This is a genomic window from Streptomyces hypolithicus, assembly GCF_052934925.1.
The window spans coordinates 5,190,814-5,214,761 of record NZ_CM128811.1; the positions used below are offsets into that span (position 1 = coordinate 5,190,814).

25 protein-coding genes and 2 pseudogenes are annotated in these 23,948 nt (G+C 71.2%); 14 read left to right on the forward strand and 13 right to left on the reverse strand.

Features of this window, described 5'->3' with window-relative positions:
• The first annotated feature begins 48 nt into the window (after nt 1-48).
• Nucleotides 49-675: a TetR/AcrR family transcriptional regulator gene (locus ACU6WZ_RS24415; protein ID WP_447030344.1), complete on the forward strand. Its 627-nt coding sequence runs from the start codon at nt 49-51 to the stop codon at nt 673-675.
• A gap of 43 nt (nt 676-718) precedes the next feature.
• Here ACU6WZ_RS24415 and ACU6WZ_RS24420 read toward each other — a convergent pair whose 3' ends face one another.
• Nucleotides 719-1,180, reverse strand: coding sequence for a MaoC family dehydratase (locus ACU6WZ_RS24420; protein ID WP_447030345.1), 462 nt, complete (start codon nt 1,178-1,180; stop codon nt 719-721).
• Nucleotides 1,181-1,339: 159 nt separating this feature from the next.
• Between ACU6WZ_RS24420 and soxR the strand changes: the two genes are divergently transcribed.
• On the forward strand, nt 1,340-1,834 hold the full coding sequence (gene soxR / locus ACU6WZ_RS24425; RefSeq protein WP_447030346.1) for a redox-sensitive transcriptional activator SoxR: 495 nt from the start codon (nt 1,340-1,342) through the stop codon (nt 1,832-1,834).
• A gap of 37 nt (nt 1,835-1,871) precedes the next feature.
• On the opposite strand, the gene ACU6WZ_RS24430 is transcribed toward soxR, so the two are convergent.
• Together ACU6WZ_RS24430 and ACU6WZ_RS24435 are read right to left on the reverse strand one after the other, a co-directional pair.
• A complete protein-coding gene (locus ACU6WZ_RS24430) occupies nt 1,872-2,486 on the reverse strand; it encodes a hypothetical protein (protein WP_447030347.1) in 615 nt (204 codons plus the stop codon).
• Nucleotides 2,487-2,611: 125 nt separating this feature from the next.
• Nucleotides 2,612-3,862 carry an exo-beta-N-acetylmuramidase NamZ family protein gene (locus tag ACU6WZ_RS24435; protein ID WP_447030348.1) on the reverse strand — a complete coding sequence of 417 codons (1,251 nt, stop codon included), beginning with the start codon at nt 3,860-3,862 and terminating at the stop codon, nt 2,612-2,614.
• 181 nt (nt 3,863-4,043) lie between these two features.
• On the opposite strand from ACU6WZ_RS24435, the gene ACU6WZ_RS24440 reads away from it, so the two are divergent.
• From ACU6WZ_RS24440 to ACU6WZ_RS24450, 3 genes are read left to right on the forward strand one after another with little or no spacing between them, the layout of a single operon-like run.
• Nucleotides 4,044-4,808, forward strand: a complete 765-nt coding sequence (locus ACU6WZ_RS24440) for an SDR family oxidoreductase (protein WP_447030349.1) — start codon at nt 4,044-4,046, stop codon at nt 4,806-4,808.
• Nucleotides 4,805-6,460: a class I adenylate-forming enzyme family protein gene (locus ACU6WZ_RS24445; RefSeq protein ID WP_447030350.1), complete on the forward strand. Its 1,656-nt coding sequence runs from the start codon at nt 4,805-4,807 to the stop codon at nt 6,458-6,460. Before ACU6WZ_RS24440 ends, ACU6WZ_RS24445 begins: the two co-directional genes overlap by 4 nt.
• A gap of 32 nt (nt 6,461-6,492) precedes the next feature.
• Complete coding sequence (locus ACU6WZ_RS24450; RefSeq protein ID WP_447030351.1) at nt 6,493-7,086, forward strand: TetR/AcrR family transcriptional regulator; 594 nt, start codon at nt 6,493-6,495, stop codon at nt 7,084-7,086.
• A 60-nt stretch (nt 7,087-7,146) separates the two neighbouring features.
• Here ACU6WZ_RS24450 and ACU6WZ_RS24455 read toward each other — a convergent pair whose 3' ends face one another.
• The 7 genes from ACU6WZ_RS24455 to ACU6WZ_RS24485 form a co-directional block, all read right to left on the reverse strand.
• On the reverse strand, nt 7,147-8,379 hold the full coding sequence (locus tag ACU6WZ_RS24455) for an acyl-CoA dehydrogenase family protein (protein ID WP_447030352.1): 1,233 nt from the start codon (nt 8,377-8,379) through the stop codon (nt 7,147-7,149).
• A gap of 6 nt (nt 8,380-8,385) precedes the next feature.
• Nucleotides 8,386-9,420 carry a phosphotransferase family protein gene (locus tag ACU6WZ_RS24460; protein WP_447030353.1) on the reverse strand — a complete coding sequence of 345 codons (1,035 nt, stop codon included), beginning with the start codon at nt 9,418-9,420 and terminating at the stop codon, nt 8,386-8,388.
• A gap of 93 nt (nt 9,421-9,513) precedes the next feature.
• Nucleotides 9,514-10,425 carry an MBL fold metallo-hydrolase gene (locus ACU6WZ_RS24465; protein WP_447030354.1) on the reverse strand — a complete coding sequence of 304 codons (912 nt, stop codon included), beginning with the start codon at nt 10,423-10,425 and terminating at the stop codon, nt 9,514-9,516.
• 107 nt (nt 10,426-10,532) lie between these two features.
• Nucleotides 10,533-10,829, reverse strand: coding sequence for a hypothetical protein (locus ACU6WZ_RS24470; RefSeq protein ID WP_447030355.1), 297 nt, complete (start codon nt 10,827-10,829; stop codon nt 10,533-10,535).
• Between the two features lie 111 nt (nt 10,830-10,940).
• On the reverse strand, nt 10,941-11,273 hold the full coding sequence (locus ACU6WZ_RS24475; protein ID WP_447030356.1) for a DUF202 domain-containing protein: 333 nt from the start codon (nt 11,271-11,273) through the stop codon (nt 10,941-10,943).
• Nucleotides 11,270-11,665 (reverse strand): YidH family protein, encoded by a 396-nt coding sequence (locus ACU6WZ_RS24480; RefSeq protein ID WP_447030357.1) that lies wholly within the window; start codon nt 11,663-11,665, stop codon nt 11,270-11,272. The genes ACU6WZ_RS24475 and ACU6WZ_RS24480 overlap by 4 nt, the downstream gene beginning before the upstream one ends.
• A gap of 22 nt (nt 11,666-11,687) precedes the next feature.
• A complete protein-coding gene (locus ACU6WZ_RS24485) occupies nt 11,688-12,209 on the reverse strand; it encodes an NUDIX hydrolase (protein WP_447030358.1) in 522 nt (173 codons plus the stop codon).
• A gap of 323 nt (nt 12,210-12,532) precedes the next feature.
• Between ACU6WZ_RS24485 and ACU6WZ_RS24490 the strand changes: the two genes are divergently transcribed.
• From ACU6WZ_RS24490 to ACU6WZ_RS24505, 4 genes are all read left to right on the forward strand, one after another.
• Nucleotides 12,533-14,188: an FAD-binding dehydrogenase gene (locus ACU6WZ_RS24490; protein ID WP_447030359.1), complete on the forward strand. Its 1,656-nt coding sequence runs from the start codon at nt 12,533-12,535 to the stop codon at nt 14,186-14,188.
• Between the two features lie 293 nt (nt 14,189-14,481).
• Nucleotides 14,482-14,604: a hypothetical protein gene (locus ACU6WZ_RS24495; RefSeq protein ID WP_447030360.1), complete on the forward strand. Its 123-nt coding sequence runs from the start codon at nt 14,482-14,484 to the stop codon at nt 14,602-14,604.
• A gap of 1 nt (nt 14,605) precedes the next feature.
• On the forward strand, nt 14,606-15,529 hold the full coding sequence (locus ACU6WZ_RS24500) for an aminotransferase class IV (protein WP_447030361.1): 924 nt from the start codon (nt 14,606-14,608) through the stop codon (nt 15,527-15,529).
• On the forward strand, nt 15,517-16,470 hold the full coding sequence (locus tag ACU6WZ_RS24505) for an AEC family transporter (RefSeq protein ID WP_447030362.1): 954 nt from the start codon (nt 15,517-15,519) through the stop codon (nt 16,468-16,470). Before ACU6WZ_RS24500 ends, ACU6WZ_RS24505 begins: the two co-directional genes overlap by 13 nt.
• 328 nt (nt 16,471-16,798) lie before the next feature.
• Here the strand turns inward: ACU6WZ_RS24505 and ACU6WZ_RS24510 are convergent, their stop codons facing one another.
• Nucleotides 16,799-17,377 carry a dihydrofolate reductase family protein gene (locus ACU6WZ_RS24510; protein WP_447030363.1) on the reverse strand — a complete coding sequence of 193 codons (579 nt, stop codon included), beginning with the start codon at nt 17,375-17,377 and terminating at the stop codon, nt 16,799-16,801.
• Between the two features lie 609 nt (nt 17,378-17,986).
• Between ACU6WZ_RS24510 and ACU6WZ_RS24515 the strand changes: the two genes are divergently transcribed.
• The 4 genes and pseudogenes from ACU6WZ_RS24515 to ACU6WZ_RS24530 all read left to right on the forward strand — a co-directional run.
• Entirely contained in the window at nt 17,987-18,946 is a 960-nt protein-coding gene (locus ACU6WZ_RS24515) for a hypothetical protein (protein WP_447030364.1), read from the forward strand.
• Between the two features lie 34 nt (nt 18,947-18,980).
• On the forward strand, nt 18,981-20,543 hold the full coding sequence (locus ACU6WZ_RS24520) for an APC family permease (RefSeq protein WP_447030365.1): 1,563 nt from the start codon (nt 18,981-18,983) through the stop codon (nt 20,541-20,543).
• A gap of 135 nt (nt 20,544-20,678) precedes the next feature.
• Nucleotides 20,679-21,344, forward strand: a complete 666-nt coding sequence (locus ACU6WZ_RS24525) for a molybdopterin-dependent oxidoreductase (RefSeq protein WP_447034229.1) — start codon at nt 20,679-20,681, stop codon at nt 21,342-21,344.
• A pseudogene (locus ACU6WZ_RS24530) lies at nt 21,328-21,951 on the forward strand (cytochrome b/b6 domain-containing protein); the annotation flags it as partial. The gene ACU6WZ_RS24525 and the pseudogene ACU6WZ_RS24530, both read left to right, overlap by 17 nt.
• 231 nt (nt 21,952-22,182) lie before the next feature.
• Here the strand turns inward: ACU6WZ_RS24530 and ACU6WZ_RS24535 are convergent.
• Nucleotides 22,183-22,374, reverse strand: a pseudogene (locus ACU6WZ_RS24535) (GntT/GntP/DsdX family permease); the annotation flags it as partial.
• Nucleotides 22,375-22,536: 162 nt separating this feature from the next.
• The gene (locus tag ACU6WZ_RS24540) at nt 22,537-23,055 is read right to left on the reverse strand and encodes a gluconokinase (protein WP_447030366.1); all 519 of its coding nucleotides are present in this window, start codon (nt 23,053-23,055) and stop codon (nt 22,537-22,539) included.
• A 159-nt stretch (nt 23,056-23,214) separates the two neighbouring features.
• Between ACU6WZ_RS24540 and ACU6WZ_RS24545 the strand changes: the two genes are divergently transcribed.
• Nucleotides 23,215-23,916 (forward strand): FadR/GntR family transcriptional regulator, encoded by a 702-nt coding sequence (locus ACU6WZ_RS24545; RefSeq protein WP_447030367.1) that lies wholly within the window; start codon nt 23,215-23,217, stop codon nt 23,914-23,916.
• Nucleotides 23,917-23,948: the final 32 nt, after the last annotated feature.

The window sequence follows — 23,948 nt, forward strand, 5'->3', positions numbered from 1 at the left end:
CACCTTCGGGGTATGGTGTGCGTTCCTGTCCGACGGAAGGGGCGAGCCATGGATGCGGCGGAGGAGACGGCCGGCGGGGCCGAGCAGCCGTGGGCCGAGGTGGCCCCGGAGGCGGCCAGGAAACTGCTGGTAGCCGCCGTCGAGGCGTTCGCCGAGCGCGGCTACCACGCGACCACGACACGCGACATCGCGAGCCGCGCCGGCATGAGCCCCGCGGCGCTCTACATCCACTACAAGACCAAGGAAGAACTGCTCCACCGCATCAGCCGCATCGGGCACGACAAGGCGCTGGAGATCCTGGAGGCCGCGGCCGACGGCCCGGGCTCGCCGGCCGAACGGCTGGACGGCGCGGTGCGCTCGTTCGTCCGCTGGCACGCGGAACGGCACACCACCGCGCGCGTCGTCCAGTACGAACTCGACGCGCTCGGCGACGAGCACCGCGCCGAGATCGTCGGGCTCAGACGCCGCACCGACGCCGCCGTGCGCCGCATCCTGGGTGACGGTGTGCGCACGGGGGAGTTCGACGTACCGGACGTTCCCGGGACCACCCTCGCGGTGCTGTCGCTGTGCATCGACGTGGCGCGCTGGTTCAACGCGCAGGGCCGCAGGACGCCCGACGAGGTCGGCGCGCTCTACGCCGACCTCGTCCTGCGGATGGTCGCCGCCCCGAAGTAGCGGGGCCGGGGCCGGGCGGGTCCGGCCCCGGCCCCGCCGCCGCTCAGAAGTAGTAGCGCGACACCGACTCCGCCACGCACGCCGGCTTCTCACTGTCCTCGCGCTCCACCGTGACGAGCGCCGTCACCTGTACGCCGCCGCCCGCCTCCGTGACCTCCTTGAGCACCGCCGTCGCGCGCAGCCGGGAGCCGACGGGGACGGGGGAGGGGAAGCGCACCTTGTTGGTGCCGTAGTTGATGCCCATCTTCATGCCCTCGACCCGCAGGATCTGCGGCACCAGCGCCGGCAGCAGCGACAGCGTCAGATAACCGTGCGCGATCGTCTTCCCGAACGGTCCCGTGGCCGCCTTCTCCGCGTCCACGTGGATCCACTGGTGGTCGCCGGTCGCATCGGCGAAGAGATCGATCCGCTTCTGGTCGACATCCAGCCACTCGCTGTACCCGAGCTGCTCGCCGACTCCGGCGCGCAGCTCCTCGGGGGACGCGAAGATCCTCGGCTCTGCCATGTCCCTGGCCCTGCCTCTCAAACGGTCGTAAGGCTGAGAACTCTTAGACAGACCGGCAATTGCCGGTCTGTCTAACCCGCAGCGCCCTGTCTAAGCGCTTGCTCAGCATGGTTGGGCTGCCGCTGTTCTGTCAACGACGGGGCCAGTAGGGTTTGAGGAGTGCCGCAGATTCCAGAGAAGATCCACGAGCTCACGGTCGGCCAGTTGTCCGCGCGCAGCGGCGTCGCCGTCTCCGCCCTGCACTTCTACGAGTCCAAGGGCCTGATCGCCAGCCGCCGGACTCCGGGCAATCAGCGCCGTTACGGCCGTGACACGCTGCGGCGCGTCGCCTTCGTGCGCGCGGCGCAGCGTGTCGGGATCCCGCTCGCCACGATCAGGGACGCGCTGGCCCAGCTGCCCGAGGAGCGCACCCCCAACCACGAGGACTGGGCGCGGCTCTCCGAAAACTGGCGCGCCGAACTCGACGAGCGGATCAAGCAGCTCGGCCGGCTCCGCGACCACCTCACCGACTGCATCGGCTGCGGTTGCCTGTCGCTGGAGACGTGCGTGCTGTCCAACCCGGACGACGCGTTCGGCGAGCGACTGGCCGGCTCCCTGCTGCTGCCGGAGCGGCGCAACGGGCGGAACGACAGCAAGCAGCCGAGCGACGCCTGAGACCGACTGCCGGTCGGTCTGAGTCACGCCGGACGCATCACGCCACGGATGCCAACTCCTTGCTCAGTCGCACCCTTTTGGACTCCGCCAGCGCCTCCTGGGTCAGTACGGGCTGCGGCACCAGGATGCCGCAGCCCGTACAGGCCGGACCTGACCACGGCTCGTGGTCCAGATCCCGCCTCCAGACGATCCCGCTCGCCGTGCAGACCGGGCAGTTGGCGCCGGCCTCGGACTCCAGGGCGGAGATCAGCCGGCGCAGTACGTCCCCGAGCGTCGCCCACGGATGTTTGGCCGGATCGTCGCACCAGGCGACCCCGAACCCGCCCCAGGTGCGCCGGTGCCAGTCGTCGAAGGAGCCGGGGCGCCGCACCCCCTCGTGCTTCTCGCGCTTGCGGCGCTCCGCGAACTCCCCCTCGTAGGCGAGCCAGACGGCCCGTGCCTCCTCCAACTCGTCGAGCGCGGCCACCAGCCGCGCCGGATCGGGGGCCCTGTCCTCGGGTTCGATCCTGTGCCGTGAGCACAGGTGGGCCCAGGTCGCCCGATGCCCGTAAGGGGCGAACCTCTCCAGGCATTTGCGCAGCGAATACCGCCGCAGGGCCAGATCGCACTGCGGGTCGCGCACTTGTCTCGCAAGACTCCGGAAACCGGCCATCGCACTGCCACCTCCGTCGCTGGTACATCGGCGTCAAAGAGTGGACGTACGCATGCCCCGTTCGGCTCCATCGAAAATCGAATGGGCCCCATCAGCGTGGAATTCGCCCCTGGGGCCCGCCTCCGTCACCGGTACAGCAGGTACTCCCGCCGCACCGACCGGAACGCCTCCAGGTCGGACCGCCAGGCGCCTACCACCTCGTCCGTGCCCGCGCCCGCGTCGATCATCGTGCGGACCCGGGTGTTGCCGGTCAGCTTGTCGATCCAGTTGTCGGGGCGCCAGGCGAAGCCGCTCCAGCTCCGCTTCGCGGTCACCAGCAGCGCGATGCCGGTGCGCACCGGGTCGTACGCCTTCGGGTCGTACACGTGCAGCTGTACGCCGCCCACCGTCTTGCCCTGGAACTTCGAGAACGTCGGCGCGAAATAGGCCTCGCGGAAACGCACGCCGGCGAGCCCGGCTTCGTTCGCCGCCTCGGCCCACCGGCGGTCGATGCCCGCCGCCCCGAGGAGTTCGAACGGCCGGGTCGTGCCCCGCCCCTCCGACAGGTTCGTCCCCTCGAACAGGCAGGTGCCGGAGTACACGAGCGCGGTTTCGGGCGTCGGCATGTTGGGGCTCGGCGGCACCCACGGCAGGCCCGTCTCGTCGAAGAGGTCATCGCGCCGCCAGCCCGTCATCCTGACCGTCTCCAGCTCCACGGGCCGCGTGAGGAACTCGGCGTTGTAGAGCCGCGCCAGCTCGCAGACCGTCATCCCGTGCGCCTGCGCGATCGGCTCGCGCCCCACGAAGGTCGCGAACGCCTTGTCCAGCACCGGCCCCAGCGCCGCCCGCCCCGTGACCGGGTTCGGCCGGTCGAGCACCACGAAGCGCTTGCCCGCGAGCACGGCCGCCACCATGCAGTCGAACAGCGTCCAGATGTACGTGTAGAAGCGTGCGCCCGCGTCCTGGATGTCGAAGACGATCACGTCCACGCCCGACGCGGTGAAGATGTCGGCGAGGGGCTGTCCGCTCTTGAGGTACGTGTCGTAGACCGGCAGGCCGGTCGCCGGGTCGTCGTAGCGCCCCTCCGAGCCGCCCGCCTGCGCCGTGCCCCGGAAGCCGTGCTCGGGCCCGAAGACGGCGACGAGGTTCACCCGGTCGTCCGCGTGCATGACGTCGACGATGTGGCGGGCGGACGAGGTGATTCCGGTCGGGTTGGTGACGACGCCGACCTTCTGCCCCGCGAGGGGCGCGTACCCGTCGGAGGCCAGCCGGTCGAAGCCGGTACGCACCCGGATGCGCCCCGAGCGTGCCGCCGCGGGCGTGGCGCTCGCTCCGAGCGCTCCGGCGGCTCCCGCCGCACCCGTCGCGGCCAGCAGTCCTCGTCTGGACAGGCTCATTCCACTACCTCCGTGATCGGCACCGTCTGTCATGGGCACGCACGCTAGCGTGATCGGTGGTTGTGGGGAACGCGCCGGACACGCTCGTTTCTGCGGAGTGCGCCCCTTCCGTCACTTCATACCGACTGGTTAGTCTGCTGTGGTTGTCGCGCCGAAGCGGCAGGAGAGGCGGGCCGCACAGATGAGTCAGTTCCAGGGCGCGGGAGTAGTCGTCACCGGGGCGGGCGGCGGCATCGGGGCCGCGCTCGCCCGCAGATTCGCGGCCGAGGGGGCCCGCGTCGTCGTCAACGACCTCGACGGGGCGAAGATCAAGGCGATCGCCGACGAGACCGGCGCCACCCCCGTCGCCGGCGACGCGTCCACGATCGTCGACGAAGCCCGCGCCGCCCTCGGCGGTCGCGTCGACGTGTACTGCGCCAATGCGGGCCTCGCCTCGCCGGGCGACGCGTTCGCCGACGAGGCCGTCTGGGCCGCGGCCTGGGACGTCAACGTCATGGCGCACGTCAGGGCGGCGAAGGCGCTGCTGCCCGACTGGCTGGAGCGCGGCAGCGGCCGGTTCGTCTCCACCGTCTCGGCGGCCGGTCTGCTGACGATGGTCGGAGCGGCCCCGTACAGCGTGAGCAAGCACGGCGCCCTGGCCTTCGCCGAGTGGCTCTCGCTCACCTATCGCCACCGCGGGATCACGGTCCACGCGATCTGCCCGCAGGGTGTGCGCACCGACATGCTGACCGCCGCGGGTTCGGCGGGCGAGCTGGTCCTCGCGCCCACCGCCATCGAACCGGAGGATGTCGCCGACGCACTGTTCGAAGGCATCGCCGCCGACCGCTTCCTGATCCTGCCGCACCCCGAGGTCGCCGGTTACTACCAGGCGCGGGCCGCCGGCCCCGACCGCTGGCTGACCGGCATGAACCACCTCCAGCAGAAGTGGGAAGGGGCCGGCCGATGACCGGGTCGATCTACGCGGCCAAGCCCTGGCTCGGCCTGCTCAGCGAGGCCCAGCGGTCGCACGTGACGCCGCCGCCCACGCTGCTGCACGCCTTCCGGGACGCGGTCACCCGAGCGCCGGACCATCCCGCGCTCGCCTACTTCGACGGCCGGCTCACCTACCGCGAGACCGACCAGCTGTCGGACTCCGTCGCCGGGCACCTCGCCGCCGAGGGCCTGCGGCGCGGCGACCGCGTCGCGATCATGCTCCAGAACAGCCCGCACTTCGTCCTCGCGCTGCTCGGCGCCTGGAAGGCCGGCGCCACCGTCGTACCGCTCAATCCGATGTACAAGTCGGCCGAGGTGGGGCACGCGCTCGGGGACGCCGAGGCGACCGCGCTGATCTGCTCGGACCGGGCGTGGGAGGCGTACCTGCGGGGCGCCGTAGCCCATTCGCCGGTACGCATCGCCCTCACCGCCTGCGAACTCGACCTCCAGACCAGGAACGACACCCGGGTCCTGAACTTCGAACGCGCGGCGCCCGCGCCCGACGCCGCGGATCTGCTGACGGTCGCACGCAGGGGGCTGCCCGCTCCGGAGGGCCGTGAACTCGCGGGCTCCGACGTGGCGTTGATCAGCTACACGTCGGGGACCAGCGGCACACCCAAGGGCGCCATGAACACGCACGGCGGGATCACGTACAACGCCGAGCGCCAGCGCACCAGCCACCCCATAGCGGAGGGCTCCGCGTACTTCGCACTCGCACCCCTCTTCCACATCACCGGCATGGTCTGCGAACTGGGTGCCTGCGTGGCCAACGCCGGCACCCTCGTCCTCGCGTATCGCTTCCACCCGGGCGTCGTCCTCGACGCGTTCACCGAGCACCGCCCCGCGTACACCGTCGGCCCCTCCACCGCCTTCATGGCCCTGGCCGCCACCCCCGGCGTCACCCCGGACCACTTCGCCTCCTTCCAGGTGATCTCCTCGGGCGGGGCGCCGGTGCCACCTGCCCTGGTGGAGAAGTTCCGGGCGGGCTTCGGCCGATACATCCGCAACGGTTACGGGCTCACCGAGTGCACCGCGCCCTGCGCGTCCGTGCCGCCCGAGCGGGAAGCCCCGGTCGACCCGGCCTCCGGGACGCTCTCCGTCGGCGTGCCCGGCCCGGACACGCTCGTGCGGATCGTCGACGAGAAGGGCGCCGACGTGCCGTTCGGTGAGCACGGCGAGATCGTCGTCAGCGGCCCGCAGGTCGTCCCCGGCTACTGGCGCCGCCCGGAGGCGACCGCGGAGGCCTTCCCCGGCGGGGAACTGCGCACCGGCGACATCGGCTTCATGGACGAGAGCGGCTGGCTGTACGTCGTCGACCGCAAGAAGGACATGATCAACGCGTCCGGCTTCAAGGTCTGGCCGCGCGAGGTCGAGGACGTCCTCTACACCCACCCCGCCGTGCGCGAGGCAGCCGTGGTCGGCGTCCCCGACGCCTATCGCGGCGAGAGCGTCAAGGCGTACGTCAGCCTGCGCCCCGAAGCGGACGCCGATCCCGGCGAGATCTCGGCGTACTGCGCGGAGCGGCTGGCCGCGTACAAGTACCCGCGCGCAGTCGAGATCCTGACGGAGCTTCCCAAGACCGCGAGTGGGAAGATCCTCAGGCGGGAACTGCGTTCCCGCCCGTAACGCACCATTTCTAAGAGAGGCAGGTGGCGGCCATGGCCAGGACGACGGACGGGAGCGGCATCCCCGTTCCCCAGCGACTGCTGGCCGCCGCCACCCGCCTCTTCGCCGAGCGCGGCTACGACCGCACCTCGGTGCAGGAGATCGTCGAGGCGGCCGGCGTCACCAAGGGCGCGCTCTACCACTACTTCGGCTCCAAGGACGACCTGCTGCACGAGGTGTACGCCCGCATGCTGCGCGTCCAGCAGGAACGGCTCGACGCGTTCGCGGACGCGGACGCGCCGGTGGAGCGGCGGCTGCGGGACGCGGCGGCGGACGTCGTGGTGACGACCATCGACAACCTCGACGACGCGTCGATCTTCTTCCGGTCCATGCACCACCTGAGCCCGGAGAAGGACAAGCAGGTACGGGCGGAGCGGCGGCGCTACCACGAGCGGTTCCGGGCGCTGATCGAGGAGGGGCAGGAGTCGGGGGTGTTCTCCACGGCCACCCCGGCCGACCTGGTGGTGGACTACCACTTCGGGTCCGTCCACCACCTGTCGACGTGGTACCGGCCGGGGGGGCCGCTGAGCCCGCGGCAGGTGGCGGACCACCTGGCGGACCTCCTGCTGCGAGCGCTCCGCCCGTAGGGAGGGCGGGGCGCGGCCGGCCGGGGCTCCGCCCCGGACCCCGGCCCCACCAGGACGTACCTACGTGTACCGCTGCAACTCCCGCCGCGCCAGCGACCGCTGATGCACCTCGTCCGGCCCGTCCGCCAGCTTCAGCGTTCGCGCCCCTGCCCACAGCTCCGCCAGCGGGAAGTCCTGGCTGACCCCGCCCGCCCCGTGCAGCTGCACCGCGTTGTCGAGGATCTGCACCACCGCCCGCGGCGTAGCGATCTTGATCGCCTGGATCTCCGTGTGCGCCCCCTGGTTGCCCACCGTGTCCATCAGCCACGCCGTCTTCAGTACCAGCAGCCGCAGTTGCTCGACGCTCACCCGCGCGTCCGCGATCCAGTTGTGCACGACGCCCTGCTGGGCCAGCGGCTTGCCGAAGGGTGTACGTTCCACCGCCCGCCGGCACATCAGCTCGATAGCCCGCTCCGCCATGCCGATCAGCCGCATGCAGTGGTGGATGCGCCCAGGACCGAGCCGCGCCTGCGCGATGGCGAAGCCGCCGCCCTCCTCGCCGACGATCGACGACGCTGGCACCCGCGCCCCGTCGAAGACGACCTCCGCGTGACCGCCGTGGAGATGGTCCTCGTACCCGTACACCCGCATCGCGCGCCGGATCTCCACCCCCGGGGTGTCCCGCGGAACCAGGATCATCGACTGCTGACGGCGTACGTCCGCGGCGTCCGGGTCGGTCTTGCCCATCACGATGAAGACCTTGCAGCCGGGGTTCATCGCGCCGGAGATGTACCACTTTCGACCGGTGATGACGTACTCGTCACCGTCCTTCTCGATCCGAGTCTCGATGTTGGTCGCGTCCGACGAGGCCACCTCCGGCTCTGTCATCGCGAACGCCGACCGGATCTCGCCCGCCAGGAGCGGCTCCAGCCACTGCTTCTTCTGCTCGTCGGAGGCGAACTGCGCGAGCAGCTCCATGTTGCCGGTGTCGGGCGCCGCGCAGTTCAGCGCGGTCGGCGCCAAGTGCGGGCTACGTCCGGTGATTTCGGCCAGCGGGGCGTACTGGAGGTTGGTCAGCCCGGCGCCGTACTCCGCGCCCGGCAGACTGTGCTGGTCCACGAAGAAGAGATTCCACAGCCCCTGCCGGCGCGCCTCGGCCTTGAGCTCGCCCACCACGGCCGGTGTCTCCCACGGCGAGGCGAGCCGCGCGTGCTGTTCGCGGGCGACGGTCTCGGCCGGGTAGACGTAATCGTCCATGAAGGCGAGGAGCCTGCCGCGGAGATCCTCGGTGCGCGCGTCGTAAGCGAAGTCCATGGTTTCTCAGCCTTCCTGAAGGGTCGTGAGGCCGTGCTCGATGAAGACGGGCACGAGATCGCCGATCCGGTCGAAGCCGGCGCCGACGGTCTGCCCGAGCGTGTAGCGGTAGTGGATGCCTTCGAGGATCACGGCGAGCTTGAACCAGGCGAAGGCCGTGTACCAGGCGATTGCGGAGGTGTCCCGGCCCGACCCGGCGGCGTATCGCTCGACGATCTCGCGCGGCGACGGATGCCCGGGGGCGCCCGCTGTCGTGGAGACGGGGGAGTCGGGCAGGCTCAGCTCGGAGCTGTACATCACCAGCAGACCGAGGTCGGTCAGCGGGTCCCCGAGGGTCGACATCTCCCAGTCGAGGATGGCCCTGATGTGGTCGCCGCCGCGCTCGTCGGCGCCGATCAGGACGTTGTCGAGCCGGTAGTCGCCGTGTACGACCGTGGGCGCCGGGGAGGCCGGCAGCGCACGCCCGAGCGCCGCGTGCAGCTCGTCGATGCCGGCGAGTTCACGGTTGCGGGAGGCGTCGAGCTGCTTGCCCCAGCGGCGCAGCTGCCGGTCGAGGAACCCGTCGGGGCGGCCGAAGTCGCCCAGGCCCACCTGCTCAGGGTCCACGGCGTGCAGGGCGACGAGGGTGTCGACGAGGCCGAGCACGGCGTCCCGGGTGCGCGCGGGGCCGAGCGCGGCCAGCTCGTCGGCCGTACGGTACGGAACGCCCTCGACGAACTCCATGACGTAGAACGGCGACCCGAGAACCGACTCGTCCTCGCACAGCAGCAGCGGCGCCGGCACCGGCACGTCCGTCGGGTGCAGGGCGCTGATCACCCGGAACTCGCGCTTCATGTCATGCGCGGTCGCCAGCACATGGCCGAGCGGCGGCCGCCGCACGACCCACCGGGACGTGCCGTCGGTGACGGCGTACGTCAGATTCGAGCGGCCGCCCTCGATCAGCCGGGCACCGAGCGGTCCGCCCACCAGCCCGGGCCGCTCGCGGTCGAGTTGACCGCGCAGCCGCTCGGGGTCGAGGCCTGGCGGGTGGACTGCACTCATGGGGGCACCTCCGAGGGCGAATCAATCGTGGCGCCTCATCATGCCGACCAGTCGGTATGCCGTCCAGTGGGCCGGCGGACCCCGAGACCGGAATCACGCGTGGCAGGCGACCGGCTTCCCGCCGTTCATGACCGCCATGTCGCCGAAGACAGCGAGGGGATCGAGCGGCGACCCCTCCGGCAGGCCGTCCAGCTCGGCGTACGCGCGGTGCAGATTGGCCACCAGCCGCTCGCTCTCGCGCAGCTCGGCGAAGATCCCGAGGTCGGCCTCCTGCGCGGTCTCCAGGGGCGTACGCCCCTTGGCGTGCCCGGCGTCGGCCAGCTCGGCGACGTACCGCAGGTAGCTCTCGGTCGCGTCGTACGCCGACGGGTCGGTGACGGGCCCGTGGCCGGGTACGACGGTCTCCGCGCCCAGGGAGCGGAGCAGGTCCAGTGCGCGCAGCGACCCGCTCAGCGACCCCATGGGCACGAAGGGCGTACCGCCCTGGAAGACCAGGTCGCCGGTGAAGGCGATCCCGTACTCCGGCAGGTGGACGACCGAATCACCGGTGGTGTGCGAGATCCCCGGATGGATCACCCGCACCTCGGTGCCGCCGTCGTGCACGGTCAGCCGCTCGCTGTACGTGAGGGTGGGGGCGGTGACGCTGATGTGACCGAAGTCGTTGTCCGGCCACATCTGGTGCAACTGGAGCCCGACGGCCAGCACTTCGGTCCGGCACTTCTCGTGCCCCACGATGGCGGCCCCGGCGGCGAAGACGCTGTTGCCGTAGGTGTGGTCGCCGTGGTGGTGGGTGTTGACGACGGTACGGGGGAGCGGTGCGCCGGTGCCGACAAGCGCGTCCCGCAGGGCGTGCGCGCGGCGCTCGGTGGCCGCGGTGTCGACGAGCAGGGTGGAGACGCCGTCGCTGACGAACCCGGCGTTGCTGAGGCACCATCCGCCGTCCGGCTGGATGTAGGCGTGCACGCACGGGGCGAGCTGGACGAGGTACGGGTCGGTGGCAGGCACTGGTGTGAACCCCCGGGGGCAGTGGCCGAACTGGTCGGCACGAGCCTGCCACCCGCAGCCGCCCGCCGGGAGCGAACCCTGGAGATCGACGCTCGGAAGCCCGAAGGTCAGTGGTCGTCCCAGTGGCCGCCGTGCGCGGCGTGGCGATGCCCGTCGTGCACGTAGTCCAGATGATTCCCGTGCGTCACGGAGGCGTGCCCGCACCCCTCGCCGTGTTCGTGCGTATGGCTGCTGTGCGTGACGTGATCCGTGGACTCGCATTCGTCCCAGTGCCCCGAGTGCTCCCGGTGCATGTGCCCGTCGTGGGCGTAGTCGGTGTGATCACCGTGCGGCACGGGAGCGTGCCCGCAGTCGGGGCCGTGGGCGTGCTGGTGGGCCGGATGCTCCTGGTGGAGGGTGGCCATGAGTTCACCTCTGACTGGTTGCTCGACGGCGACAAATCGCCCTCTGTCCAGGCTAGTCCTGAATGGCTGTTTCATCCGCTCACGCCGTGCGGCCGCCGTCACTTCCTGGCCTCAGGCCACCACCATCGCCACCGCGAACGCGGCCAACGCGATGGTGCACGCCGTCGCCGCCGCTGCCGCGCCCATGGTCATCGGCGCCGGCGCGGCCGCGTCGGCGACGGCGTGGATACGGCGGTGGGCGACCCGCAGGAAACCCAGCCAGGCGAACGCGCAGAGCGCTGCGGCGACCACACCGGCCGCGGTGATCTCGCCGCTCACCGCCTGCCTGCCCGCCAGCACGGCCACCACCGTGCAGGCCAGCGTCGTGCGCCGCCAGGCCAGCCGGGTCCGCTCCGGCTGAAGGCCCGGGTCCCTGGCCGGGGCGGGCGACGCCGGGACGTTCACCCGCTCTCCCAGCCGAAGAGGACGACCACCACCATGGCGACCGCCACCACGGCGACCACCAGGCTCAGCACGGTCGGAAAGCGCGTCACCGGAAGATCGTCGCCGCGCCGCATCGCCCGCTCGCAGCGCACCCAGTGGTTGACCGCCCGCAGCGCGCACAGCACACCGGCCGCCAGCAGCCCGAGCGCCATGCCGGCCCGCGCCCCCCACGCCAGGTCGGGCAGGAACTGGTCCACGGCGAAACCGCCGCCGATGAGAGCCAGCGACGTACGGATCCAGGCGAGGAAGGTGCGCTCGTTGGCCAGCGAGAAGCGGTAGTCGGGGGTCTCGCCCTCTTCCCTGATGCGCTGCGGCGCGAACCACAGCCGCAGGCTGCGCACGAACTCGGTCACCCGCCGCACCCTACCGGCGGGCTCACACCGCGCCGAGCTCCCGCAACCGCTCCCACGCCGCGAGACCGTCCGGCACCCACTGCCACTCCCGCTCCGCCAGCCGCCGCTCCAGCTCCTCGCGGGCGAGGAAGCCGTGCCACGCCACCTCCTCGGCCTGGGGATCCACTGGCAGCTCGCAGCGCATTTCGTAGACGTACGACCACCAGGTGTGCGCGTCGTCGTCGCTCGCGTAGAGGAACTTCGTCAGCGGCACGGGCTGCGGCAGCCCGCGAACCCCCAGCTCCTCCTCGGCCTCGCGCAGCGCCGCCTGGTCGTAGGTCTCCCCGGCGGCGACGACACCGCCCACGAACACGTCGTACATCGAGGGGTACACCATCTTCACCGGCGTCCTGCGGTGCACGAAGTACCGGCCCTCGCCGTCCCGCACCAGTACGAAGGCGCAGCGGTGTCGCAGGCCGCGGGCGTACGCTTCGCCGCGCGTGGCCTGTCCGACGACTTCGTCGTTCTCGTCGACGACGTCCACGATCTCCTCGGCAGAACTCATGCCGCCATCCAACCTCAGACCGACCGGCGGTAGCGGAGCGGCGTCGCGGGGCCCGGCACGCCCGCCCCCAAGGCCTTAAGGGCCAGGGGGGACCCCCTCAGGAGTTGTCGTCAATCTTCCCCAGGCTCTCGGCTTCGCTCGAGCGGGGGAGACCCCATTCGCTCCGCGTTGACTCAATCCTCCGCCTTGCAGCTGCACGCACCAGACCCCGCTCCGCTACCGCCGGTCGGTCTCACCCGCTGGTTGACGCCCCGTCGCCCTCTGCCGAAGATCTGACGCACGGGAAACCATTCGCTGCACTCGCCCCGGCAAGGACGGAAACCATGGCGTACGACGCTGATGTGATCGTGATCGGGGCGGGCCTCGCCGGCCTGGCAGCCACCGCGGAACTCGTCGACGCGGGACGCACGGTCATCCTGCTCGACCAGGAGCCCGAGCAGTCCATCGGCGGCCAGGCCCACTGGTCCTTCGGCGGCCTCTTCCTCGTCGACTCGCCCGAGCAGCGCCGCATGCGCATCAAGGACAGCCACGAGCTGGCGCTCCAGGACTGGTACGGCACAGCGGGCTTCGACCGGGCCGAGGACCACTGGCCGCGCGAGTGGGCCGAGGCGTACGTCGACTTCGCGGCCGGTGAGAAGCGGGCGTGGCTGCACCGGCAGGGCGTGCGCTTCTTCCCCGTCGTCGGCTGGGCCGAGCGCGGCGGATACGACGCCACCGGGCACGGCAACTCCGTACCCCGCTTCCACATCACCTGGGGCACCGGGCCCGGCATCGTCGCCCCCTTCGAGCGCCGGGTGCGCGAAGGCGTCGCGCGGGGCCTGGTCCGGCTGCGGTTCCGCCACCGTGTCACGGGGCTCGCCCGCAGCGGTGGGGCCGTGGACACCGCCAGCGGCGAGATCCTGGCCCCCTCCGCCGCCGGGCGCGGCGCCGCCAGCGGCCGCGAGGCGACCGGCGCCTTCGAGCTCAGGGCCCAGGCGGTGATCGTCACCTCGGGCGGCATCGGCGGCAACCACGATCTCGTACGCGCCAACTGGCCCCAGCGCCTCGGCGCCCCGCCCGCTTCGATGCTCTCCGGCGTACCCGCGCACGTCGACGGCCTGATGCTCGGGGTCACGGAGTCGGCCGGCGGCCGCATGATCAACCGCGACCGGATGTGGCACTACACCGAGGGCATCCAGAACTGGGACCCCATCTGGGCCCGGCATGGCATCCGCATCCTGCCCGGCCCCTCCTCCCTGTGGTTCGACGCGCGCGGCCGGCGGCTCCCGGTGCCGCTCTTCCCCGGCTTCGACACCCTGGGCACGCTTGACCACATCATGAAGACCGGCCACGACTACACGTGGTTCGTCCTCGACCAGCGGATCATCGGCAAGGAGTTCGCGCTCTCGGGCTCGGAGCAGAACCCGGACCTGACGGGCAAGTCGGTGCGTGGCGTGATCGGCCGGGCGAGGGCCGACGTACCGGGGCCGGTCAGGGCTTTCATGGACAAGGGCGCGGACTTCGTCGTCGAGAAGGATCTCGCCTCGCTGGTCCGCGGCATGAACGCGCTCACCGACGAGCCGTTGATCGACGAGGCGCGGCTGCGCCGCGAGATCACCGCCCGCGACCGGGAGATCACCAACACCTTCACCAAGGATCTCCAGGTGATGGCGATGCGCGGGGCGCGCAACTACCTCGGCGACAAGCTGATCCGTACGTCCGCCCCGCACCGCATCCTCGACCCCGCGGCGGGTCCGCTGATCGCCGTACGCCTGCACATCCTCACCCGGAAGTCGCTCGGCGGCCTGGAGACCGACCTGTCCTCGCGGGTCCTCACCGAGGGCGGCGAACCGCTGCCCGGGGTGTACGCGGCGGGGGAGGTGGCCGGCTTCGGGGGCGGTGGCGTGCACGGCTACCGGTCGCTGGAGGGCACGTTCCTGGGCGGCTGCCTCTTCTCGGGGCGGACGGCGGGACGGGCGGCGGCCAAGGCAGTGGCCTAAGCCACGGCTGGGCCAGAAGTGAGGATGCGGACCAGCGCGCCAGCAGGGGCTTGTGCCCGTACCGAGTGGCGGGGGTGTCCAGCGGCATCCCCCTCGGTGGGGCTTTGCCCGCCCCCGGCTCGTCACCGTCGTGGGCCGAGCGCGGTCGGGGCCCGATTCCCGTACACCGCCGGGTGGCGCCTCCGAGTACGGAGACAACCGCTTCGACATCGATCCGGGCTAACGGCCTATCGCGTACCAGGCCGTAAGCCGAGGAGGTCATCACCGTCCCCTACCGCAGCAACACGCTCGTGATGTACCCGATCAACCCGCTCGCCCTGCACGGGGTGTCGGTGCGCAGCCTCACCTCCCACCAGCGGCGTTTCGTCGCCCTCGTCGGCGATCTCCATAACCCCCTCTTCGACCTTGCGCTCTGAGGTGCCCTCCTTGCTTCCCTTCGACCAGCGAACCGGTCACATCTGGCTCGACGGAGACCTCGTGGAGTGGGCCGATGCCACACTCCACGTACTCCCCCACGGCCTGCACTACGCCAGCAGCGTCTTCGAGGGCGTACGCGTCTACGCGGGCGCCCCGTTCATGCCGCGCGAGCACATCGCACGGCTGCGCACCTCGGCGCGCATCCTCGACTTCGACCTCGAACACGACGACGAGACGCTCCACCGGGCCACCCTCGACGTCGTGGTCGAGGCCGGCATCACCGAGGGCTACGTCCGCATGAACGCCTGGCGCGGCTCCGAGGTCATCCAGACCGCCGCGCTGAAGACGTCCGTGCACACCTCCGTGGATGCCTGGGAGATCCCGGCGGGCTACTACGCGGCGGCCGACGCCCTCCGGACGGGCATCTCCCTCGTCACCGCCGAGTACCGACGGCCCTCCCCGCTGTACGCGCCGGTCAAGAGCAAGGCCACCGGCAACTACATGATCGGCACGATCAGCAAGAACCAGGCCCTGCGGGCCGGCTTCGACGACGCGCCGCTCCTCGACGACGAGGGCAACATCGTCGAGGCCACCGGCGCCCACATCTTCTTCACCAGGGGAGGCACGCTCCACACCCCGACCACCCGGTGCACCATCGACGGCATCACCCGGGCCTGCGTCCTGGCGATCGCCGGGCACGAGGGCATCCCGTACGAGATCCGAGACCTGGGCCCGGAGTTCCTCGCCGACGCCGACGGGGCGTTCATCTGTGGCACCGCCTGCGAGATCCTGCCGGTCGCCCGGATCGACGGCCACCGGTACGACCTGACCGGCAACGAGGTGATCCGGCGGCTGATCACCGGCTATCACGATCTCGTCGCGGGCCGCGGCCAGGTGGAAGTGCCGCACGCATGGGGGCGGTAACCGCTCTGGAGAAGCTGCTGCCGGTGGTCCTCGCCTTCGGCTGCGGAGTGCTCCTCGCGAGGCGGAAGGTCGTACCGGCGGAGAGCTCCAAGGTCTTCGCCGACTACGCCTTCCTCTTCGCGGTCCCCTGCTACCTGTTCGGCAACATCTACGCGAGCGACCTGGCCGCCCTCTTCGACTGGCGGGCGATCGGGGGCTACGCGGCGGCCGCCGGCTGCGCGGTGGTCGTCGTCGGCCTCGCGGCCCGGCTCTTCGGCGTACGCGATCCCCGGGGCGTCGCGCTGCGCATCATGGCGGGCGTCCAGGTGAACACCGCCTACTTCGCCGTACCGGTGTTCATCATGCTGTTCGGGAACGCGGCGCCGATCTTCCCCGTGCTCCTGTTCCAGGTCTGCGTCCTGTCACTCGTCGTGATCTCGATCATGGAGCTGGGACGTCCAGCCCACGCCGAAGGCGGCCCCGGCCGGCGGCTCGCCCGGGCCGTCGGGGCGTCGCTCGTGACGCCCGTGGTCCTCGCGTGCAACGCCGGCATCCTGCTCAACCTGCTGTCGGTGCACCTGCCGAAGGGGGTCCTGGACAGCTTCGCGTTCGTGGGCGACAGCGCCTCCCCGGTGGCGCTGTTCGCCCTGGGCCTGCACCTGGGCGGAGCCGGGCTCAGGGTGCGGGGCACCACGCTGGAGGAGGTGTGGCTCATCGCCTTCAAGTGCGTGGCTTTCCCCTTCATCGCGTGGGCGGTGTGCCGCTACCTCTTCGGCGTCGACGGCGAATGGCTCAGCTACCTCGTCATGATCGCCGCGATGCCGGCACCGCAGAACCTCTTCATCTTCGCGCAGCGCTACGACGTCGACGTGGCCCTGTCCGCGGAGCTCGTCGTCAAGAGTTCCCTCGCGGCGCTGCTCCTGCTTCCCCTGTGGGTGCAGTGGACCGTCCACTTCGGCTGAGGCCGAGGAGGGCGGGTCCGTACGCACCCCGCACGCCTTCCGCACCGTTCTTCCGAAAGGCCGATCCGATCGTGACCATCCAGACAGCACATGCCAGCCGAATCTCCGTCCGCCTGGGGGCGGAGCGGACACGCCTCTTGGCCGCGGGCTTCTTCCCCCCGGTGGCACCTCCGGTGGTGCCACCGGAGGTGGTGGCCTTGTCGTGGCCGGCCTTGGGGCTGCGGGCGTGCTCGACGCTGGCGCGCAGGGCTTCCAAGGGGTCGACGGCGGCGTTGGAGGACGGGGCGGGTTCGGCCTGCTCCACGCTCTCGCCGGCAGCCTCCGTGTGTCAGCGTCTGCGATACGTCAGGTCGAGGGCGCCGGTGGTGAAGGCCATCGTGCCGTCGAGCCTCCAGGCGGAGGCGGGCAGACCGTCGGGGAACAGACGGCGTCCGCCGCCGAGGACGGCGGGCACGAGGCCGAGGTGCAGTTCGTCCAACTGTCCGGTGTGCAGCAGTGCCTGGATGATGCTGACGCTGTTGAGGACGAGGATGTTCCGCCCCGGTGCTTCCTTCAGGGCCCGTACTTCCTCTTCCAGGTTCCGCTGTGCGATGCGTGCTCCGGGCCAGTCGGCTGACGTGAGCGTGCGGGAGAAGACCACCTTCTCGACCTCGTCCAGCCACGTCGCCAGGCTCCGGTCGCGCGGTGCGGCATCGGGGTTCCGCGCGACGGGTGGCCAGTAGCCGTGGAAGCCCTCGTAGTTGTTCCGGCCGAGCAGCACGGTGTCGACCCCGCGCCAGATCCCTTCGTAGTAGGCGGTGGACTGCTCTGTTGTGACGTGCTCGACGAGCCACCCCATTCCGCCGTCGGGGTCGGTAACGAAGCCGTCCATCGACACGGTGATCCACGCCATCAGTTTTCGGGCCATTGAGGCCTCCCTCGTCGGTCTGCGGAGCAAGCTCACCCTTACAGACCGCTGCCGCGCCCGAAACTCATCGCCACGTCGGCGCTCACCGACGGGTGGCGCCGGCCAGCGGCGGAGTGTCGAGCCCCGCGCCGGTGCGCAGGCCTTCCAGGAACTCTGGAGGGCCTGCGTGGAGGTGCGGGACGGGCTCCACCCCAGTTCGGCGCGTGCCCGGCCGGCGTCGAGCAGCGGCAGCCGCAGGACAGCGTCCAGCAGCCCCGGGGCTGCCGGTACGAGGGGGCCACCACCTCATCCACCAACCACGGCGGATACATCCGGGTCAGCACACCCACCCCGGCCAGATCCGGAAGAGACGACGCCATCACCACCACCCCAAATGACGTCGCCCCACCGATTCAGCCCAATGCCAACGGCATTGGGCCTAGGCCACGTCGGGGCGCCGCCCCGGACCGCCTCCTCAAAACGCTCGAAGGGGGCATGCTCCGCCCGATTCCGGCCAACGGCTGCGCGCCCTTGCCAAGTTGAAACCTGCCCGCCTTGACGTGGAGCACCCCCTACCGCTTTGCTGTGCGTGATCAATCGCTCGCACACTGCGTCGTGGAGGACCCGCGGATGCCCCCACCTCCGCCACCCCTCGGCCGCTCGCGCCGCCGGACCGACCGTTCCTTCGACCCGGCCCTCGACGATGCCGAACTCGTCACCGTACGCGGCCAGCTGGCCCAGGGCCGCTGGCCCAAGGCGCGTGCTCTGCTCGCCGCCACCGGCGACGACTGGGACCGCCGGGGCCACCGCCTGCTCGTCCTCGCCGGGGCAACCGGCGCGGCGGCCTGGGCGGACGACTGGCTGCTCGCCGAACCCGAGAGCGGCGACGCCGTCACCCTCATCGCCTGCGCCGCCGTCCTCGGCGCGCTGCGCGGCAAGGACGCCGGCGGCGCCCCGGCCCGCGCCCGCGAGGCCTGCCGCCGCGCCGCCGAACGCTCGCCCGCCGACCCGACGCCCTGGCTCGGCCTGCTGCTGCTGGCCCGGTCCCTCGGTACGGAGGACGAGGTCACCCAGCTCTTCGACCAGGTGCGGCTGCGCCACCCCGAGCACCACCACGCCCACCACCTGATCACCGCCCGCCTCGCCGAGCGCTTGCCGGGCACCGGCAGCGACCCGCTCCACGAGGTGTACGACTTCGCCGCCTGGGCCGCCGAACAGGCCCCCGCCGACTCGCCGCTGGCCGTACTCCCGGTGGTCGCGCACGCCGAGCGCTACCGCGCCCTCGCCGCCGCGGGCCAGGCCCCGAACGATCCCGTCGCCTCCGGCCACTGGACGGGCCGCCGCGCCCGCCAGGTGATGAAGGCCGCCTTCGACTGGTGGCTGGAGTGGGAGCACGAGGGACACCCGCGCCGGCTCGTCGACCTCAACTACCTTGCCCACGCCAAGCTGTGCGAGGGCAGGCCTGCCGAGGCGGCCGCCCTGCTGGGCCGCATCGGCCCGCACGCCACCGACGCGCCGTGGTCCTACCCCGACCGTGACCCGCACCAGGCTTTCCATGCCGCGCGCAGCGTCGCGCTCGGCGTCGCGTGACCGATCACCAACGAACCGAAAGGACAACCCCGCAATGGCGACGGGCAGTTCGAGCACGAGCGAGAAGAGCAGAACCAGCGGCCCCGGCGGCGAGATCCGCACGTACAAGGGGCAGGAAAGGGCCCTGCGGGCCGGCCGTCTCGGCACGACGGGCCTGCTGCTGTCCGTGCTGGCGGCGAGCGCCCCCCTCATGGTCGTCGCAGGTGTCATGCCCACCACATACGGTGTGATGGGGATCGTCGGCCAGCCCCTGCTCTTCGTCATCCTCGGCGTCGTCCTGATGCTGTTCAGCGTCGGATACGCCGAGATGAGCCGGCACGTCCACAACGCCGGCGCCTTCTACGCCTACATAGCCCGCGGCCTCGGCCCCACAGCCGGCGCCGGCGCCTCCCTGGTCGCGCTCGTCGCGTACAGCGCCATGCAGGTCGGCATCTACGGCATTCTCGGTTTCGAGGTCGCCGGGCTCTTCGCCACCTACCTCGACATCACCATCGCCTGGTGGGTCCCCGCCCTCGTCGCCGCGCTGATCGTCGGCGCGCTGGGCTGGCTCAAGATCGACCTCAACGCCAAGGTCCTCGGTGTCCTGCTGGTCGTCGAGTGCGCGCTCGTGGTGATCTTCGACGTGGCCGCCATCGCCGACCCGGCCAAGGAGGGCCTCTCCCTCCAGGCGTTCAACCCCGAGACCCTCACCGGCGCCGGACTCGGCACCGCCCTGTGCTTCTGCATCGCCGCCTTCGTCGGCTTCGAGCAGGCCCCGGTGTACGCCGAGGAGACCAGCCGCCCGCAGATCGTCGTCTCCCGCGTCATGTTCCTCGCCGTCGGCTACGCCGCGTTCTTCCTGGCGCTCAGCGCCTGGGCCCTCAGCATCGCCACCGGCCCCGGCCAGATCGTCAAGGCGGCCGGGGAGCAGGGGCCGGGTCTGCTGTTCGGCCTCACCGAGAGCCGGCTCGGCTCCACCTTCACCGACGTACTCCACATCCTCTTCGTCACCGGCATGTTCGCCGCGCTGCTCAGCTTCCACAACGTCGTCGCGCGCTACGCCTTCGCCATGGGCCGCGAGGGCCTGCTGCCGGCCTCCTTCGGGCGTACGAACAAGGCGAGCGGGGCCCCCGCCGCGGGCTCGCTGCTCCAGTCCGTGGTCTCCGTGGTCGTCGTGCTCGCGTTCGCCTTCACCGACGACCTCCCGGCCGGCGACCCGACCGTGCCGGTGCTGCACCTGTTCACCTGGATGGGCAACGTCGGCGCGCTCGGCGTCATCCTGCTGATGGCCGCCGCCTCGCTCGCCGTGATCATCTTCTTCGTACGCCGCGGGGCCGGCCGCGCCCAGGCCGGGCGCCTGGTCGCCTCGGGCGTCGCCGGGGTCGCCCTGCTGGTCATCGCGTTCTACACGGTCAAGGACTTCGACGTCCTGGTGGGTGCGGGGCCCGGCTCCGCACTGAGCTGGATCCTGCCGGCCATCATCGGCGTCGCACTCGTCGGCGGCCTGGTGTACGGCGCCGTACTGCGCTCCACGAGGCCCGAGGTGCACGCCAGGATCGGCCTGGGCAACGAGGCCTTCCAGCTGGAGAAGCAGGCCGCCGGGGCCGACGGGAAGTGACGGAAGTCTGACGGGCACCCGCGGTCGCTGGCCCCCGGCGGCCGCGAGTGCTCGAATGGTTGCGTGACCCCTCAACCACCGGCACCCGCACCCGACAGTAGCGGCGCGCCCGTGGGCCGCCGCCTCGTCCTCGGCATGCTGGGCCTCGGCGCCGCGGGCCTCGTCACCGCGCCGTACCTCCAGCGCGGACTCGACAGCGCCCTCGGGGCTGTCGCGGACAAGGACCCCACCGGCCTGACCGGTCTCCTCCCCAACAGCGGCGGCTTCCGCTACTACTCGGTCGCCACCTCCGTACCCCGCAAGGGCCCGGACAGCTACCGGCTGACGATTGACGGACTGGTCGACAGGCCGGCCACCCACACCCTCGCCGACCTGCGCGCCATGCCGCAGACGCGCATCGTGCGCGATGTCCAGTGCGTCACGGGCTGGCGGGTTCCCGAGACGCCCTTCGAAGGCGTCGTGCTCGCGGACCTGCTGGACGCCGCCGGAGTGCGCCCGGACGCCGGGGCGGTCAGCTTCACCTGCTTCGACGGTACGTACAGCGAGAGCCTCACCCTCCAGCAGGCCCGGCGCAAGGACGTCCTGGTGGCGCTGCGCATGCAGGACAAGCCGCTCGCCCACGCCCACGGCGGCCCGGCGCGCCTCTACGTCGCGCCCATGTACTTCTACAAATCGGCGAAATGGCTTTCCGGGATCACCGTCACCCCCGAAGTGCGGCCCGGCTACTGGGAGAAGCGCGGCTATGACATCGACGCATGGGTCGGGCGGTCCAACGGGCGAGACGATGTTCCCACCACCTGAACAGTCCCGACCTCCCGCGCCACCCGCCCGGCTGCGCCGCTTCAGTCGCTCACAGCGCTGGGTGCACCGCGCCACGGCGGGTCTGACCCTGGTGTGCGTGGCCACGGCGGCTGCTCTGTACGTACCGCAGATCGCCGAACTCGTCGGCCGCCGCCACCTGATGGTGACCGTGCACGAGTGGTCCGGCCTGCTGATCCCCGCCCCGTTCCTCCTCGGCCTGGCCTCTCGCGCCTTTCGCCTGGACCTGGGCCGGCTCAACCGGTTCGGGCCGCACGACCGGCAGTGGCTGCGCGCCGCCCGGCGCCGCGACCACCGCCACGCCTCGCGCCCGGCCGGGAAGTTCAACGCCGGGCAGAAGCTCTACGCGGCCTGGATCGCTGGCGCGGTGCTGGTAATGCTCGGCACCGGACTGCTGATGTGGTTCACCGGGCTGGCGCCGCTTGTCTGGCGTACGAGCGCCACGTTCATCCACGACTGGCTCGCGCTCGCCGTCACCGTGGTGATCGCCGGGCACGTGGGCATGGCCCTGAAGCGGCCGGAGTCCCGGCGCGGCATGCGCACCGGGACCGTGGACCGCCGCTGGGCGGAGCTGGAACACCCGCTGTGGGCGGCGGAGCACAAGACTCCGGCCGCTTCCCGGGCGCCGCTAGGGGGTGTCCGGTCGATCTCCGCGGCGTCGCGGGGCGTGGCACGCACGCCCCAAGGCCTTAAGGGCCAGGGGGGACCCCCTCCGGCGTTGTCGTCGGTCGGCGACGCTCCGCGTCGCCTCCCTCCTCCGCCTTGCAGCTGCACGCACCACGCCCCGCCCCTTCTCCCACGGAGATCGACCGGACAGCCCCTAAAGGATGAGTGACAGCAGCAGCACGAAGCCCAGCGCGACCACCGAAATGATCGTCTCCATCACGGACCAGGTCTTGACGGTCTGCCCGATGCTCATACCGAAGTACTCCTTCACCAGCCAGAAACCGGCGTCGTTGACGTGGCTGAAGAACAGCGATCCCGCACCGACCGCCAGTACCAGCAGCGCCGCTCGACGGCGTCCGCTGCCAGCGTCTCGACGCTGAGACTGGTCACGGTCTTCTTCTTTCTGCAGGGTCTGGCGGTCTGGCCGCTGGGTCTGAGGGCGGCCAGGTCTCGGGGCGGTCGTGTCTGGGGGCGGCCAGGCTGGGGGAGGCCGCGTCTGGGGCCTGGGTCAGACGCGTTGGCTGCCGAGCCCGCGCAGGGCCGCGGCGGCTCGCTCGGCGATGTCATGCGGAGTCCCGGAGACGTCCACGGCCACGCCCGCCTCGTCCTCCTGGAGCGGCTGCAGAGCGGCGTACTGCGAATCGAGCAGCGCGGTGGGCATGAAGTGGCCCCTTCGCTCCCGCATCCGCTCCTCGATCAGCCGCCGGTCACCCGTGAGGTGCAGGAACACGGCGCCGGGGGCGGCCGCCCGCAGCCGGTCGCGGTAGGCCCGCTTGAGAGCGGAACTGCTCACCACCCCGCCGAGCCCCGCCCGGCCGTGCGCCCACTGCCCGATCGCGTCGAGCCAGGGCCACCGGTCCGAGTCGTCCAACGGGGTACCGGCCGACATCTTGGCGATGTTGGCCGGCGGGTGGAAGTCGTCGCCCTCGGCGTACGGAACGCCGAGCCGGCCGGCGAGCAGGGGACCGATCGTGGTCTTGCCGGTGCCTGCCACGCCCATCACCACGACGACGTGGGCGCTGGTCATGAGTGGGTGCTGTTCATGCGTCGTGCCTCACTGTCGTCACTGTCGTCCTCGACATCGGTCCGTCGCGCCAAGGAAACCCATTAGGTACGACGTATTCAAGAGTCTGTGACATGTACGTCCTACTTTTTGTTCTCGTTGGCCGCCCCGTACGCTGACTTCATGACCATCCAGGCCCGGGGGCTGCACGCCCAGCTGCTGGAAAGCCTCGGTCCCGCGATCACCGCCGGTGAGTACCCGCCCGGCAGCGTGCTGCGTACGGACGAGCTCGCCCAGCGTTTCGGCGTATCGCGCACCGTCGTCCGTGAGGCCGTCCGGGTACTGGAGTCGATGCACCTCGTGGAGTCCCGCCGCCGCGTCGGTGTGACCGTACGTCCCACCGAGGAGTGGAACGTCTTTGACCCGCAGGTCATCCGGTGGCGGCTGGCCGGCGCGGACCGGCCTCGCCAGCTGCGCTCGCTGACCGTGCTGCGCTCTGCCGTGGAGCCGGTGGCGGCCGGCCTCGCCGCCACCTTCGCGACCCCCGCGCAGTGCGCCGCGCTCACCGAACACGCGCTGGGCATGGTGGCGACCTCGCGGGGCCGGCAGCTCGACGCGTACCTGGTGCACGACGTCGCCTTCCATCGGGTGGTACTGCGTGCATCAGGCAACGAAATGTTCGCCCGGCTCGGCGATGTGGTGGCCGAAGTCCTCAGCGGACGCACCAGGCACCGGGTGATGTTCGACGATCCCGATCCGGCGGCGGTCACCCTGCACGTTCAAGTCGCCGAAGCGGTAAGGGGAAGGGACGCGGCGCGGGCGGAAGAGCTGACCCGTGAGATCGCCGTCGGGGCCCTCCAGGAGCTGGACGTTCTTGCCCCGTAATGCCCGCTCCTTTATCCTCATTGTCGTATTAA